Source organism: Proteus sp. LHD240705 (genome assembly GCF_047921555.1).
Classification (GTDB): domain Bacteria; phylum Pseudomonadota; class Gammaproteobacteria; order Enterobacterales; family Enterobacteriaceae; genus Proteus.
Map to the genome: position 1 here is coordinate 83,327 of NZ_JBLRMI010000008.1, position 13,637 is coordinate 96,963.

The 13,637-nt window shown below is 38.0% G+C and carries 13 protein-coding genes; 7 read left to right on the forward strand and 6 right to left on the reverse strand.

The features are described from left to right. Positions 1–13: 13 nt before the first annotated feature. Together ACNART_RS14695 and ACNART_RS14700 are read right to left on the reverse strand one after the other, a co-directional pair. Positions 14–1,087 (reverse strand): glycosyltransferase family 9 protein, encoded by a 1,074-nt coding sequence (locus tag ACNART_RS14695; protein ID WP_368927763.1) that lies wholly within the window; start codon positions 1,085–1,087, stop codon positions 14–16. Position 1,088: 1 nt separating this feature from the next. Continuing rightward, positions 1,089–2,051 (reverse strand): polysaccharide deacetylase family protein, encoded by a 963-nt coding sequence (locus ACNART_RS14700; RefSeq protein WP_198630110.1) that lies wholly within the window; start codon positions 2,049–2,051, stop codon positions 1,089–1,091. Between the two features lie 159 nt (positions 2,052–2,210). Between ACNART_RS14700 and rfaQ the strand changes: the two genes are divergently transcribed. The 6 genes from rfaQ (at position 2,211) to coaD (ending at position 8,124) form a co-directional block, all read left to right on the forward strand. Next, a complete protein-coding gene (gene rfaQ, locus ACNART_RS14705; protein WP_198626409.1) occupies positions 2,211–3,278 on the forward strand; it encodes a putative lipopolysaccharide heptosyltransferase III in 1,068 nt (355 codons plus the stop codon). Next, complete coding sequence (locus ACNART_RS14710) at positions 3,278–4,411, forward strand: glycosyltransferase family 4 protein (protein ID WP_349443264.1); 1,134 nt, start codon at positions 3,278–3,280, stop codon at positions 4,409–4,411. The genes rfaQ and ACNART_RS14710 overlap by 1 nt, the downstream gene beginning before the upstream one ends. Next, complete coding sequence (locus ACNART_RS14715; protein WP_196533687.1) at positions 4,408–5,511, forward strand: glycosyltransferase; 1,104 nt, start codon at positions 4,408–4,410, stop codon at positions 5,509–5,511. The genes ACNART_RS14710 and ACNART_RS14715 overlap by 4 nt, the downstream gene beginning before the upstream one ends. A gap of 81 nt (positions 5,512–5,592) precedes the next feature. Continuing rightward, positions 5,593–6,870 (forward strand): lipid IV(A) 3-deoxy-D-manno-octulosonic acid transferase, encoded by a 1,278-nt coding sequence (waaA, locus tag ACNART_RS14720; RefSeq protein ID WP_198620314.1) that lies wholly within the window; start codon positions 5,593–5,595, stop codon positions 6,868–6,870. Continuing rightward, positions 6,870–7,649 carry a glycosyltransferase family 2 protein gene (locus ACNART_RS14725; protein ID WP_349443262.1) on the forward strand — a complete coding sequence of 260 codons (780 nt, stop codon included), beginning with the start codon at positions 6,870–6,872 and terminating at the stop codon, positions 7,647–7,649. The genes waaA and ACNART_RS14725 overlap by 1 nt, the downstream gene beginning before the upstream one ends. After that, positions 7,639–8,124 (forward strand): pantetheine-phosphate adenylyltransferase, encoded by a 486-nt coding sequence (coaD, locus tag ACNART_RS14730; RefSeq protein WP_109419621.1) that lies wholly within the window; start codon positions 7,639–7,641, stop codon positions 8,122–8,124. The genes ACNART_RS14725 and coaD overlap by 11 nt, the downstream gene beginning before the upstream one ends. On the opposite strand, the gene mutM is transcribed toward coaD, so the two are convergent. Beyond that, complete coding sequence (gene mutM / locus ACNART_RS14735) at positions 8,121–8,945, reverse strand: bifunctional DNA-formamidopyrimidine glycosylase/DNA-(apurinic or apyrimidinic site) lyase (RefSeq protein WP_368927764.1); 825 nt, start codon at positions 8,943–8,945, stop codon at positions 8,121–8,123. The two genes, coaD and mutM, sit on opposite strands and share 4 nt — an antisense overlap. Positions 8,946–9,046: 101 nt before the next feature. Here mutM and rfaL point away from each other — a divergent pair, with 101 nt between their 5' ends. Continuing rightward, on the forward strand, positions 9,047–10,309 hold the full coding sequence (rfaL, locus tag ACNART_RS14740) for an O-antigen ligase RfaL (RefSeq protein ID WP_368927765.1): 1,263 nt from the start codon (positions 9,047–9,049) through the stop codon (positions 10,307–10,309). A gap of 1 nt (position 10,310) precedes the next feature. On the opposite strand, the gene ACNART_RS14745 is transcribed toward rfaL, so the two are convergent. Genes ACNART_RS14745 through ACNART_RS14755 form a run of 3 tightly spaced genes read right to left on the reverse strand, consistent with a single transcriptional unit; the run spans position 10,311 to position 13,588 of the window. Next, positions 10,311–11,480, reverse strand: a complete 1,170-nt coding sequence (locus ACNART_RS14745) for a glycosyltransferase family 4 protein (protein WP_198626439.1) — start codon at positions 11,478–11,480, stop codon at positions 10,311–10,313. Further along, a complete protein-coding gene (locus tag ACNART_RS14750; RefSeq protein ID WP_198620309.1) occupies positions 11,480–12,583 on the reverse strand; it encodes a glycosyltransferase family 4 protein in 1,104 nt (367 codons plus the stop codon). Before ACNART_RS14750 ends, ACNART_RS14745 begins: the two co-directional genes overlap by 1 nt. A gap of 3 nt (positions 12,584–12,586) precedes the next feature. After that, positions 12,587–13,588: a glycosyltransferase family 9 protein gene (locus ACNART_RS14755; protein ID WP_198620308.1), complete on the reverse strand. Its 1,002-nt coding sequence runs from the start codon at positions 13,586–13,588 to the stop codon at positions 12,587–12,589. Positions 13,589–13,637 lie beyond the last annotated feature (49 nt).

Below are 13,637 nucleotides of genomic sequence, written 5' to 3' on the forward strand. Positions count from 1 at the left end.
ACCCTAAAGATCACTAGCCTTTTAGGGTTTTATTGACTGCATTAAAGACTTCATCAACCGTTATAAGATCCATTGATGCCTGTATTCCTTCATTTAAGCTAAGCTTCTTATTGATAATAGTATGTAAATGAAGATCTTGATAAGGCCCTGTCCATTTAGGATCTGCTGTTGCAAATAAACTCACTGTTGGACACTGTAATGTAATCGCTAAATGCAGAGGTCCAGTATCTCCAGTGACTAATACATCCATTATTTTTATCTGACTTAGCAACTCAGGTAATGAAGTTTTACCTACTAGATTTTCAATATTGTTATGATATTGCTCTGGCAACAATATAAAAAACGCTTCTGGTAATTCTAACTCTCTTGGTGAACCAATTAGCTTAATCCGTAAAGATGGGTCACTATCAATAAGTTTTTGAGCTAGCTCTACAAAGTATTTAATAGGCCACCTACGCTCTTGCGTTGATGCCCCCATCTGGAATCCAACAATATGATATTCGCCTTTATCTAATTGTTCTATTTCACACGGAAGTTCCATTCTTGTATCCGTTCTATCTATTCCCAAATAACGAATAAGATTAAGTTTACTTTGGATAACATGACAATTAGGAGGCTGATGCTCAGCAATAATCCATTTCTGAAACCACTCTGGAATAACATGAAAAGTATTACGTAAAATATATTGGCAACCTGCCATTACTGCGAATAGCACATCATAAGGGAGGTGAGAATGTAAAATTACAGCTAATTCAGGCTTATATTTTTTTGCCTGTAAGGCAATAGGAAGTAAGTTTTTTATTTTATTATCCCAATAAATCACACTGTCTATTTGGTCATAGCTTTCAACTAATAACCTATTTTTCTCACTCGAAACTAATGTGATATGAGCATCTGGATAATGCGCACGAATGGCTCTTATCGCTGGGGTATTAAACATAAAATCCCCAAGCGCAGTCGTTGAAAAAATAAGAATGCTGTTAAATTGAATATCTGATGAAAATGTATCCGTTTTTTTCATCTTGCCAAAAAGTGGGTTATAGATATTTAAGAAGTTATGTACCCATTTCAGTTTTTTCAACTTCATTTTATTTTGCCTGTACTTTACTTTGATAATACTCAGCCAGCGTCATGCCCTGCACTTTATCTTTTAAGAAACTAAATAGCGTTTCTAAATCGTTATATAGCCCTTCGATATCTTTTTCTGTACGGAATGTGGGGCTACCACCTGGCATAAATTCAGACGAGTGCAACATAAACTCAATATGATCATGACCTTGTGCTAAAGATTTTTCTGCTACTTCAATCATCTGGTGTACATTTCCGCCTTTAGGGCGTAGCCAATTTACAGAAGGTGCCCGCTGTTTACCTCTTAATTTATCGTAACCTTGCTTAAATTTATTCATTAAAGGTGAGTGCTTATATTGAATACTCATCGGCACTTCTAGCAACGTTGAATTTCCTGCTTTAGTGATATCCTCTAGATCCATAAAATAAGCATGACTTGGAAAATCAGTGTAATTTGTTCCACCCGATTGTGCGGGATCACCTTTGGTAAAACGCCAATCCACTTTAGGTGTTACAGAGCAATCAACTTGATAACCAAATTCAACTAAAAGCTGTGCATAAATTTCATTAAATGCCCAACGACCCGCTCGATGACTTAACATTTTGGTTTGTAGTTTATTTTCAAGTAAGTCAGTCATTAACGCGATTTTTTCTCGCATTTGATCTTTAGGATATTCAACTAAGTAAGGCTGATGATGTAAATCATCATTGGTTAAAGGTACAAGTGGTGGGCTATTCCATGCATGTAAGTGCATACCAATTTCACCCGTATTACGTGCAATAACATCACGAGCAAACTCAATATAGGCATCATCCATTACCATTTCGTAATTTGTTAGCCAAACGGGTTTAAAATGAAAATGCTCGCAAAGTTGCTGAAAACGGGGTAAAAAATGCGTATTTTTTGTGGTGATATCACGTTCGTTTTCCCAAAGATTATCGCCTTCGGTATCTAATGTGATAATAAATGCTGGTTTTTTCATGCATACCCTGCCAATTAATGGATAATAGGCTAATAAATTTATATTTAATACTATGGCATGCAGTGTAAAACATCAATTCAATCAATATAAATTAGGTTTTATGGATGCTTTTGGCTGTTTTGTTTACAATTAGAGTATCTCACTAAAGCTAAAGTAATTATGACTAATATAAATCAATCATTTAATAGAATACTGGTTATTAAACTCCAACATCATGGAGATATGTTATTAACGACGCCCGTTATATGCTCATTAAAATCAGCTTATCCTAATGCAACGATTGATGTTTTATTATACAAAGAAACATTACCTATGCTTGAGCACAACCCATTCATCAATAATATTTTTTATCTTGATCGTAATTGGAAACATCAAGGTAAATTCACTCGATTAAAAAAAGAGTGGGAGCTTGGTCGAATATTACAAAAACAACAATATGATTTAGTTGTTAATTTAGCTGATCAGTGGAAAGCTGCCATTTTTGCTTTAGTCACTAAAGCACAAGTGCGCTTAGGTTTTGAATTTGAAAAGCGCAAAAACAGTCAGTTTTGGCAAAAATGCCACAATATTATTGTCTCTACGGCAGATCATGGACAGCTACACACTGTTGAACAAAATCTGAGTATCCTTGCTCCACTTAATATTCCTATTATTTCAGATGTTATGATGGCTTATAGCGAAGCAGATAAACAGTGGTTAACTGAGACTATTGAAAAATATCATCTCCCTAAAAACTATATCGTTATACAACCAACCTCTCGCTGGTTTTTCAAATGCTGGGATGAAGATAAAATGGCGACTTTAATTACAAAGCTTCAGCAAAATCATTATTCCGTAGTGTTAACTTCGGGCCCAGAAGCAAAAGAATTAGAGATGATACAAACTATTTTGGCACGCTGCCCAAACAAAGATGTGATAACGGTTTTAGCTGGGCAAACATCTTTATCTCAACTTGCTGTATTAATTGATAATGCAGGACTTTTTATTGGTGTTGATTCTGTCGCAATGCATATGGCTGCTGCATTAAAAACGCCTTTAGTTGCTCTTTTTGGTCCTTCTAAACTTGAACATTGGCACCCTTGGCAAGCAGTAGGTGAAACAATATGGGCAGGCAATTATGACGATATTCCACACCCAGACCATATAAAGACAGACACCCAACAACGTTATCTTTCCGCTATTCCGGTTGATGTGGTTTACAACACAGCTATAAGGCATTTATCTTAATGAATCACCCGTTACGACTCGCCATTGTCAGACAAAAATATCGCCCAGATGGGGGAGCAGAACGCTTTATTGCGCGCGCATTAGATGCATTATCCAACGATGACCTTGAACTCAATGTGATCACGCGAGAATGGCAAGGTGATACTAATTCAGATTGGCATATTCACTTATGCAATCCACGAAAATTGGGCAGGATTAGCCGAGAATTGGGTTTCGCTAAGGCAGCTAGAGCATGTTGGCAGGAAAATCATTTTGATATTGTTCAAAGCCATGAACGTATCGCAGGTTGTGATATTTTTCGTGCTGGTGATGGTGTACATCGCCGATGGCTATTACAACGCCAAAGAATATTGCCTAATTGGAAAGGGCGTTGGCTATTTTATGATAGATACCACCGCTATGTAATGAATGCAGAAAAACAGATGTATGCCGATCCCGCATTAAAACAAGTTATCTGTAATTCACAGATGGTTAAAAATGAAATTATTGAGGATTTTGGTGTTTCTGCCGATAAAATAACTGTCATTTATAATGCAATTGACCATAATGCTTTCGTACCTGCAACAAGTTCTCAAAAAGAGACCTTAAAAACACAATATAATATTCCACACGATGTACCTTGCTTTATTTATGTGGGATCAGGCTTCGAACGTAAAGGCTTAGCAGCTGCTATCTCAGCAATAGCAAAGACATCAGCTATATTGTTAGTAGTTGGAAGTGATAAAAATCAGCGTAAATATGAACAACTCGCAACACAATTAGGTTGTGAGCAACGCATTTTCTTTTTAGGTATGCAGAAAAAAACACTCGATTTTTATCAAATCGCGGATGCATTACTACTTCCTACTCTTTATGACCCTTTTCCTAATGTTATTCTTGAGGCATTATCGTGTGGTTTACCGGTGATCACCTCAACGACTTGTGGTGGTGCAGAGTTTATTCAACATGGTAAAAATGGATTTGTTTGTGATGCATTAGATATTTCAGCATTAACTGATGCGATTACACAGATCCCAAAAGAAACAGCGTGGACTGAGATGTCACAAGTGGCGAGAGAGACCATTCTCCCTTATACACCACAACGATTATCAGGCGAGCTTATTTCACTTTATAAACGGATATTAGCCTTGTGAGTCAACAACATATACTTTTTATTATTGATGGATTACCGGGTGGTGGCGCTGAAAATGTCACGCTCAGGCTAGCTAATGGTTTTCATCAAGCAGGATACCAAGTCACATTATTATCCTTACATAATAAATTAGCGTATGAACTACCTGATTTTATTGATTATATTGTTGATCATGATAACTATCGTGGAATTTTTAGAAAATTAACTGAAATATCGCGTAGAGCAAAATCGCTTGATAATGTACTCACTCAACTTTTTGCTAAAAAAGGGCGCCCTGCGCTTGTTCTTTCTAATTTACATAAAACAGACCGTATTGTTTGTCGCTCTAAACAACTAAAAAGCTGCAATGTTTGGTACTGTATTCACGGCATTTACTCTCAATCTTATCTTGGTAATAAATCAGGATTTTCATATTGGTTGAAAAAAATAAAAATCCAACGAGTTTATCGAGATAAAAATCTCGTTTGTGTTTCTAATGCGGTAAAAGATGATCTAATCAATGCCATTGGTATTCATGCTGAACAACTAAAAACTATTTATAACCCATTTAATATTGAAGAAATACAGCAAAAAGCTACCCTTTCTAATCCATTTGCCGAACAAGATTATATCTTGCATGTGGGTCGATTACATGAAGTAAAAAGACAAGACAGATTAATTGAGGCTTTTGCTAAAGCCGATTTACCTTGCCAACTCATTATATTAGGTGAAGGTACTCCCACCGTTAAACAGCAATTAGAAGCTCAAATTAAACAACTTAACTTAGTGGAGAAAGTCACACTTGCGGGTTTTATCCCAAACCCTCTCCCTGCAATCAAAGGCGCTAAAGTGGTTGCATTAAGCTCTGATAGTGAAGGGCTTCCTACGGTATTAATTGAAGCATTAATATGTGGTGTGCCTATCGTCAGTACTCGATGCCCTGGTGGGGTCAGCGAAATTATGACAGACGAGCTTTCTGATTACCTCTCTACAATGGATAGTGACTCTCTCGCAGAAAAACTTCGCCTTGCGTATTATTCACAGCCTCAAATATTGCCATCATCCTATGCAAAATTTGAACTAAACCATATTTTAAAGCAGTATATCGCTTTAATTCCTTAATCCGCGCTTACTTGTTTTACACACTTTCTCTCACACAGTGTGATACTATAAGCGTTCGTCCAGATAAGTGAATTTGATAGCATGTTGTTGCGTTTATATCAGGTACTTCTTTACCTTATTCAACCTCTGATTTGGTTGCGTCTTTTATTACGTAGCCGTAAAGCACCCGCCTACCGTAAACGGTGGGGAGAGCGCTATGGCTTTTGCAAAGGCAAAGTCGTCCCTCAGGGTATATTATTGCATTCCGTTTCTGTCGGTGAAACACTCGCCGCAGTGCCGCTTGTTCGTGCCCTTCGTCATCACTATCCTGATTTACCCATTACCGTCACTACTATGACGCCAACTGGCTCAGAACGTGTGCGTTCTGCATTTGGTGATGATGTTTACCATGTCTATCTTCCTTATGATTTACCCGGTTCAGTTAATCGTTTTCTTAAAACGGTTGACCCCAAATTGGTGATCATTATGGAAACGGAGTTATGGCCTAACCTAATTTCAAAACTTCATCAACGAAAAATCCCGTTGATTATTGCTAATGCACGTTTATCAGAGCGCTCTGCTGCGGGTTACCAAAAATTGGGCAGCTTTGTCAAAACGATGCTCCAAAAAATCACTTTGATTGCCGCTCAAAATCAGGAAGATGGTGAACGATTTATCGAGCTTGGTTTAAAACGTTCACATTTACATGTTACAGGTAGCCTAAAATTTGATATTTCTGTCACCCCAGAGTTAGCTGCAAGAGCGGTTGCTTTGCGCCGTCAATGGGCTGCTCACCGCCCGGTTTGGATAGCAACAAGTACCCATGAGGGTGAAGAAACCATTATTTTAGAGACACATAAAAAGCTACTGGCACAATTTCCTCAGCTTTTGTTAATTTTAGTACCTCGCCACCCAGAGCGTTTTCCTAAAGCCGAACAATTAACGCGCGAAGCAGGGTTAAAATATACCTTACGAAGTACCGATGCTGTGCCAGATGCACAAACGCAAGTGGTTATTGGCGATACAATGGGCGAGCTTATGTTGCTCTATGGTATTGCAGATTTAGCCTTTGTTGGAGGGAGTTTGGTTGAGCGTGGTGGTCATAATCCTTTAGAAGCCGCCGCTCACGCTATCCCTGTTATCATGGGACCTTATACTTTTAATTTTAAAAATATCTGTGCCAAGCTTGACCAAGCTGAAGGATTAATTACGGTTACAGACAGTGAATCGATGGCGACTGCTATTGCTTCATTGCTTAATGATGAAGATTATCGCCGTTATTATGGTCGTCATGCAGTTGAAGTGCTTCATGAAAATCAAGGGGCATTACTGCGTTTACTTACCTTACTTTCACCTTATCTTCCTCCACGGAGTCACTAATGAGCCAAAGTAAGCGCCTTTCTGTGGTGATGATCAGCAAAAATGCAGCTGATATCATTGGTGAATGCTTAGACTCAGTACAATGGGCTGATGAAATCATTGTATTAGATTCTGGTAGCCAAGATGACACCTGCCGTATTGCGACAGAGAAAGGGGCTAAAGTCTTTATCAACAGTGAATGGCCTGGGTTTGGTAAACAACGCCAATTAGCGCAGCAATATGCCTCTGGTGATTATATTTTTATGATTGATAGTGATGAACGCGTCACTCCTGAACTCAAAAGCAGTATCCTCGCAGTATTGCAACAACCTGAAGAAAATGTCGTTTATAACTGTGCTCGCCGTAACTTATTTATGGGGCGATTTATGAAACACAGCGGTTGGTATCCCGATAAAGTGACACGTTTATATGCCCGTGAGCATTATCAATATAACGATAATTTAGTGCATGAATCATTAGAAACAAAAGATGCAACAGTAAAAACCTTGCAGGGTGATCTACTGCATCTTACCTGCCGTGATTTAATGGAATTTCAGCAAAAACAGCTAAAATATGCCTCCGAATGGGCAAAAGAACGCCATCAACAAGGTAGAACAACAAGTTATAGTTCTATCTTAAGCCATACTGCTGGTGCTTTTTTTAAGACATGGCTGTTAAGAATGGGTTTTTTAGATGGGAAACAGGGATTAATACTGGCATTTGTTAACGCACAGTATACCTTTAATAAATACGCCTCTTTATGGGAACTCAGCCAGAAGACTGTAAATCATGAAAAATAAAGCTATCTATCCCGGAACTTTTGATCCTATCACTTATGGTCATATTGATATTTTAACGCGTGCGGCAGGTATGTTTGATACGGTTTTATTAGCGATTGCTGATAGCGCCCGTAAAAATCCTATGTTCACCTTAGAAGAGCGGGTTAATTTAGCCAGAGAAGTGACAAGCCATTTACCTAATGTTGAAGTGGTGGGATTTAGTGAACTGATGGCTAACTTTGCTAAGCAACAACAAGCCACCATTTTAATTCGCGGTGTCCGCTCTGTTTCTGATTTTGAATATGAATGGCAGCTTGCGAATATGAACCGTCACTTTGCGCCTGATCTTGATAGTGTATTTTTACTGCCCTCTCAAAATCTTTCATTTGTCTCTTCATCGTTAATTAAAGATGTGGCGCGCCATGACGGTGATGTCTCTACGTTTTTACCTGAAGTTGTCACCACCGCCATGCTAAAAAAACTCGGTAAAATTTAGCTCTCATTTTCACTATGTTGGCAATGTCGGCAGAAAAATGTGCTACGTTGCCCTTGTTTAATACTTTCTATCGGTTGACCACAAATTAAACAAGGCTTGTCTTTACGCCCATAAACAAATAACTCTTGCGCAAAATAACCCGGCTTACCGTCTGACTGCAGAAAATCTTTTAGCGTTGTGCCACCTTGTTCAATAGAACGGGTTAATACGCGCTTAATCGCCGTGACAAGAACCGCACATTCTTCTTGCGTTAAACTATTGGCTTTTCTATCTGGCATAATACCTGATGAAAATAGTGCCTCATTAGCATAAATATTGCCTACACCAACCACTAATTTATTATCCATTAACCACGGTTTTATAGCCGTTTTTTTATTTTTGGATTGTTGATAGAGATATTCGGCATTAAATTCATCTGAAAGTGGCTCTGGCCCTAAATGCGCTAATACAGCGCTTGTGGCTAAGTCTTCACACCATAGCCAAGCACCAAAGCGTCGTGGATCGGTATAGCGGAGCACTTTACCATCACGAAAAATCAAATCGATATGATCATGTTTCTCTTCAGGTTGTTCCTCTAATAGAATACGAACACTCCCTGACATTCCTAAATGAATAATGATCCACCCAGTATTAAGTTCGATTAGCAAATATTTAGCACGTCGCTTTACACTTAAAATAGGTTCATCTAGTAACGTTTTTATTTTTTCTGAAACAGGCCAACGTAATTTGCTATTACGTACAATGGCATAGTGCAACACATTGCCCACAAGATGAGGCTCAATACCTCGGCGACTAGTTTCGACTTCCGGTAATTCAGGCACAGGTTGCTCCATGATTATCAGATAAGAGATACAGCGATAAACACATTTTTATTGTATGATCGCCACTCTATCAAAAGTATAAAGGATGATGGCAGATTATTATGATGGTGTTTAAAGACTATAGTAAAAAATCCCTGTGGAATTTATCCATTATTGGGCTTTACATTATATTGATCTACTTACCAGATATCACTCGCTATAAAAATATTGTGATGGGGTTGATTGGTGCAACAGCACTGTGGTATCTGGTACGTGATTTTAAGACTATCTGCAAAATATTTAAAAATAACCTGTCATTCTCACTGCTGTTTTTATTACTGACTATTGGTTATTCCATCCTAATTTCTGTCGAGCCCAGTATTAGTATTAAAGAAGTAAATAAGCCTATTTTAAATGGCTTACTGCTATTTTCTATTACCTTTCCGATTATATTGTATAAAGAAAAACCTACCGATATTGCTAAAATGGTGATGATAGCTTTTGCAATTGGGCTATTAGTGATTATGGTAAAAGATTTACTACTATATTACTTTGAATATAAAAAAAAGGATATTTGGCCATTTACTTGGCGTAGCCTACCATCTCATAGAGATTTTTCTTATAGTTTACTTTTCTTCTTTCCATGTATTTTATGCGCTTGGTTTTTAGCAAAAAAAAATAAAGTAATTAACTTAATTCTTCTCTGTATAATTAGTTTTTTATTTATATTTACTATATTGGGGACTTTGGCAAGAGGCGCATGGATTGCACTAGCAATAATTATAATATTTATAGTGCAAATAAATCGCCAATGGTTATTATTAATTATAGGTTCTGCAGTATCTCTGTTATTATTTATATCTATAGTAAATACTCCTTTTGGAGATAGAGCGACTAAAACTCTACAATATAAATTAAATCAATCAGACAGTGGACTAAGATTTAGTAACGGTACCCAAGGTTCAGCTTTAGATCTTATTTTAGAACACCCGATAAAAGGCTATGGTTATGGCAATCAACTTTACCATAACGTCTATAATGAACGCGTTAAAGAGCATCCAGAATGGAAATTCAAAAAATCCATTGGACCTCACAATGTCTTTTTAGCTTTCTGGTTTGCAGGTGGTATTTTAGGGTTGATTGGTATTCTCTATTTTTGCTCTTCCATTATTGCCCAAGGTATTCAGCTAATAAGAAAAAACCAAGGTATTATTCGCCAAGCTGCTTTAGTGTTATTGATGTCATTTTTAGGTGTTTATGTACTGCGTGGATTATTTGAAAATGCCTATATCAATCAGGTGGGTATTTTGGTGGGATTAATGTTGGCGTTGCGACACGCTTTACTCAATAATCAATCAGCAACACTGTTAGATAAACAGCAATAGATCACTGAATTAACGTCTCTATTGTCTTTAGAATAACCTCAGCCCGTTTATCCCAGTTGTAATAGTTTTCAACTAATGAGCGGGCATGGGCGGTTTTTTCACTTGCTCGTTGTGGATTATCTCTTAACTGTATTATCTGTTTTGCAAAACTTTGTGCATCGCCACTATCTGCAAAACTTACCGATTTTTCATCTACAACATCACGGATTGAAGGAAAATCTGAAATCACCACAGGTTTTTCCATCGCCATATACTCAAATAACTTAAGTGGTGAAGTATAACGGCTTCCAATACTGGTTAACGTCAGTGGGAGTACACAGATATCGTGCTGAGCAATCGCTTCAAAGCGTTTTTTCGGATCAATAAACCCCAAAAAATTGACCTTATCTTTTACATCCATTTCTTGCGCTAATAAGGTTAATCCTCCGATCTGCTCTGGCGTTCCCCCTGCGATATTCAACCGTGCGTTATCAAGATATTTCATTGCTCGCATCATGGTAGGAATACCCTTCCATTTATGCAGGCTACCTAAATACAGCACTTCAGTTATAGTTTTATCTAATAAAGAAGGAGTAATCTGATAATCCGTCGCGGCATGTAAATCAACACCATCAGGGACAACCGTTATTGGTGTAGTAACTTGATATTGCGAAACAATATCATCTCTGAGTAATGAAGTAAGAACAAAAATACCTGTCGCTTGGCTGTAAACCAATTTTTCCATTTTTAATAACTTATGATATTTAGCACGATTCTTTTTTTTCTCAAATGAATGAGACTCGGCAAAAGATTGCGCAAATATTTCATGGCTTTCAAAAAAAAGAGGAATTTCTGGATAGCTTTCACAAAGATAACAAGCCAGTTTTAAATTACGGGTAAACAACGCATCAACATTATTTTGCTTAACCCAACGCGCTATCTGTAATGAGAAAAGTTTTTGTGAATTAAATGGAAAATACCATTTACGACGAATATCTCTTAAGGAAACTAAACTTGCATTAGCATGGATTGAACGACCTAATATATCGCTATCTCGATATTGTCCTTTTGGTGTAACTAAAGTGACATGTGCCCCCGCTCTGGCAAAAGCATCAACATTTTGCAAAATTTGCAATGAAGCAACTCGTAAGTCAGGAACTGGGTAAGGATCAAGATAGGCAATCTTCATTATTATGACGCCAATGTCTGTAATAAACGTTGTGCAGAATGTTGCCAAGTATAACGTGTTTCTATACGTGAACGTGCATTCTCGCCCATTGTTTTACCTCTGTCGGGTAATTGGCGAAGATGATTAACTGCCATCACAATTTCATCTGCATTGCCTGGTGCGACCAATAACCCTGCAGTGCCCTCATTACCCACCACTTCAGGAATACCCCCGATATGGCTCGCAATAACCGGTTTGGCGCACGCCATTGCCTCTGCAATCGTAATACCAAATGCTTCATCCCCAGTACTTGGGAAAATACCAGCATCACTGGCTGCATAAAATTCAGGTAATTGGTTATGCTCAACGGGCTGATGAAAAATAACTTGTTCAGCAACGCCTTTCGCTACCGATTTACTCTTCAATCGTTCTAGATCATCACCCGTACCGATAATCAAGAGCTTAACATCTTCACCTTTTAGCTTTTCAATGGCATCTATTGCGACACTCAAGCCTTTCCAACCAACTAATCGTCCAGCAAATGAGAGTAAAAAAGTAGACTCACCTATTCCTAATTGCTCACGTAACGAGGTAGTCATAGGTTTAAATTTTTCAATATCCACACCATTATAAATCACACTAGGGAATTGCTTAAAATGATGTTGGATTTGCCAAGCATTAAAATGGCTACATGCTACCCATGCTGAAATCTTTTTACCTAATCTGCGATCACCTTTAAAAAAGCTGGTTCCTCCACTCATATAGCAAAAACGCGTTGAGGATGATTTAGGCATCATAGAAGGCCAAAAAAAATCAAAAGGTTTCGTTAAAATAACCCAATCGAATTTTTGATTGATAACATCTTTTTTAGCGTGTCGTGCAAAAGTGTAGCGCTCAACAATACGACGAAAACGACCACCAAGATCGATAACTTTATCTCGCGGTGTATAAGGATAAGTGTGTACCTGTATTTGGCGTCCAGCCAGATTGTGTCGAATATCGCCATTACCACCATAAAGATGAACTTCATGCCCCGCATCATGCAATTGCTTAGCCAGTTCCCAAACCGCTGTTTGGATCCCGCCATAAGACATGGTGATTGTGACATCAATTATACCGATCTTCATGGATTACTTTTTCACCTTCATTCCATCAATGATATTACGCACTGCACCCCACACTTCTTCGACTGATATATCAGCCATATTATCTTCACGGCGGGCATTGTCCAACGACGTTGGATGCTGGATAACCTGACAACAAGAATGCTGTAATGGCGCTAAATAACACCCTGGGTGATAACTATGATATAACGCCACCATTGGGATATCTAAAGCCCCAGCTAAATGTGTGGGACCTGTATCTACCCCAACATAAAGCGATAAATTCGCCATAATTGCCGCATTTTGCCGCATTGAAACTCGACCCGCTAAGGCTAAACAATGTTGTTCACCCATTTGTTTAGCTAAATCAATGGATAATTGTTCACTTTCCTTACTACCTAATAGCAAAAAGTACGCACTCGCGTCATGGGTAATAATCTGTTTTGCTAATTGTAGAAAATTTTCCACAGGCCAATCTCGATAGGCTTTAGCTGGAAAACTTTGCAGTTGAAAACCAATAATATTCTTATTAATTAATGAATTATCTTTTAAAAACTGTTGTGCAAAAGTCGCTTCTTCCTCATTGATAAAGTAACGCAATTGCCAACAACTCGGATAAATCCCTAATGCATTAATTAATAAGGCACGTTCTTTTTGTGCAACTATCGGCGACTTGGGACGAGCAACCCAAGTCACATTGCCTTGTTGCTGAGAAATATCAGCAAAAGCAACGGTATGATGAGATTGGCGACGAGCATAATTCACCAAATCACGATCATTACCGTATACCAAAGCCAAATCATAAGGCTTATGAGGTAACCAACCAGCCCAAACCGCCCTTTTTTTAGAAAAATGCCTAATGCTATCAATATCAGGGTTATGCTCAAGAATGCATGCGCTACGCTTATGTGCAAATACATGAATATGAGCATTGGGCCAGCGCTGTTTTAAGGCATGAATAACGGGAGTGATAAGTAATGTATCACCAAAACGCGCTACCGCTATAACCAATATATTTTTCGGATCCATATGCTTTTTATTTGGCTTAAATGATACATTTACTTCTCAGACTATACAC

Bases quoted from the DNA above. Each gene is read 5' to 3' on its own strand.
- ACNART_RS14710 (WP_349443264.1), top strand. From the start codon at position 3,278: ATGAATCACCCGTTACGACTCGCCATTGTCAGACAAAAATATCGCCCA.
- waaA (WP_198620314.1), top strand. From the start codon at position 5,593: ATGTTGTTGCGTTTATATCAGGTACTTCTTTACCTTATTCAACCTCTG.
- coaD (WP_109419621.1), top strand. From the start codon at position 7,639: ATGAAAAATAAAGCTATCTATCCCGGAACTTTTGATCCTATCACTTAT.
- ACNART_RS14725 (WP_349443262.1), top strand. From the start codon at position 6,870: ATGAGCCAAAGTAAGCGCCTTTCTGTGGTGATGATCAGCAAAAATGCA.
- ACNART_RS14750 (WP_198620309.1), bottom strand. From the start codon at position 12,583: ATGAAGATCGGTATAATTGATGTCACAATCACCATGTCTTATGGCGGG.
- ACNART_RS14755 (WP_198620308.1), bottom strand. From the start codon at position 13,588: ATGGATCCGAAAAATATATTGGTTATAGCGGTAGCGCGTTTTGGTGAT.
- ACNART_RS14700 (WP_198630110.1), bottom strand. From the start codon at position 2,051: ATGAAAAAACCAGCATTTATTATCACATTAGATACCGAAGGCGATAAT.
- rfaL (WP_368927765.1), top strand. From the start codon at position 9,047: ATGATGGTGTTTAAAGACTATAGTAAAAAATCCCTGTGGAATTTATCC.
- rfaQ (WP_198626409.1), top strand. From the start codon at position 2,211: ATGACTAATATAAATCAATCATTTAATAGAATACTGGTTATTAAACTC.
- ACNART_RS14695 (WP_368927763.1), bottom strand. From the start codon at position 1,087: ATGAAGTTGAAAAAACTGAAATGGGTACATAACTTCTTAAATATCTAT.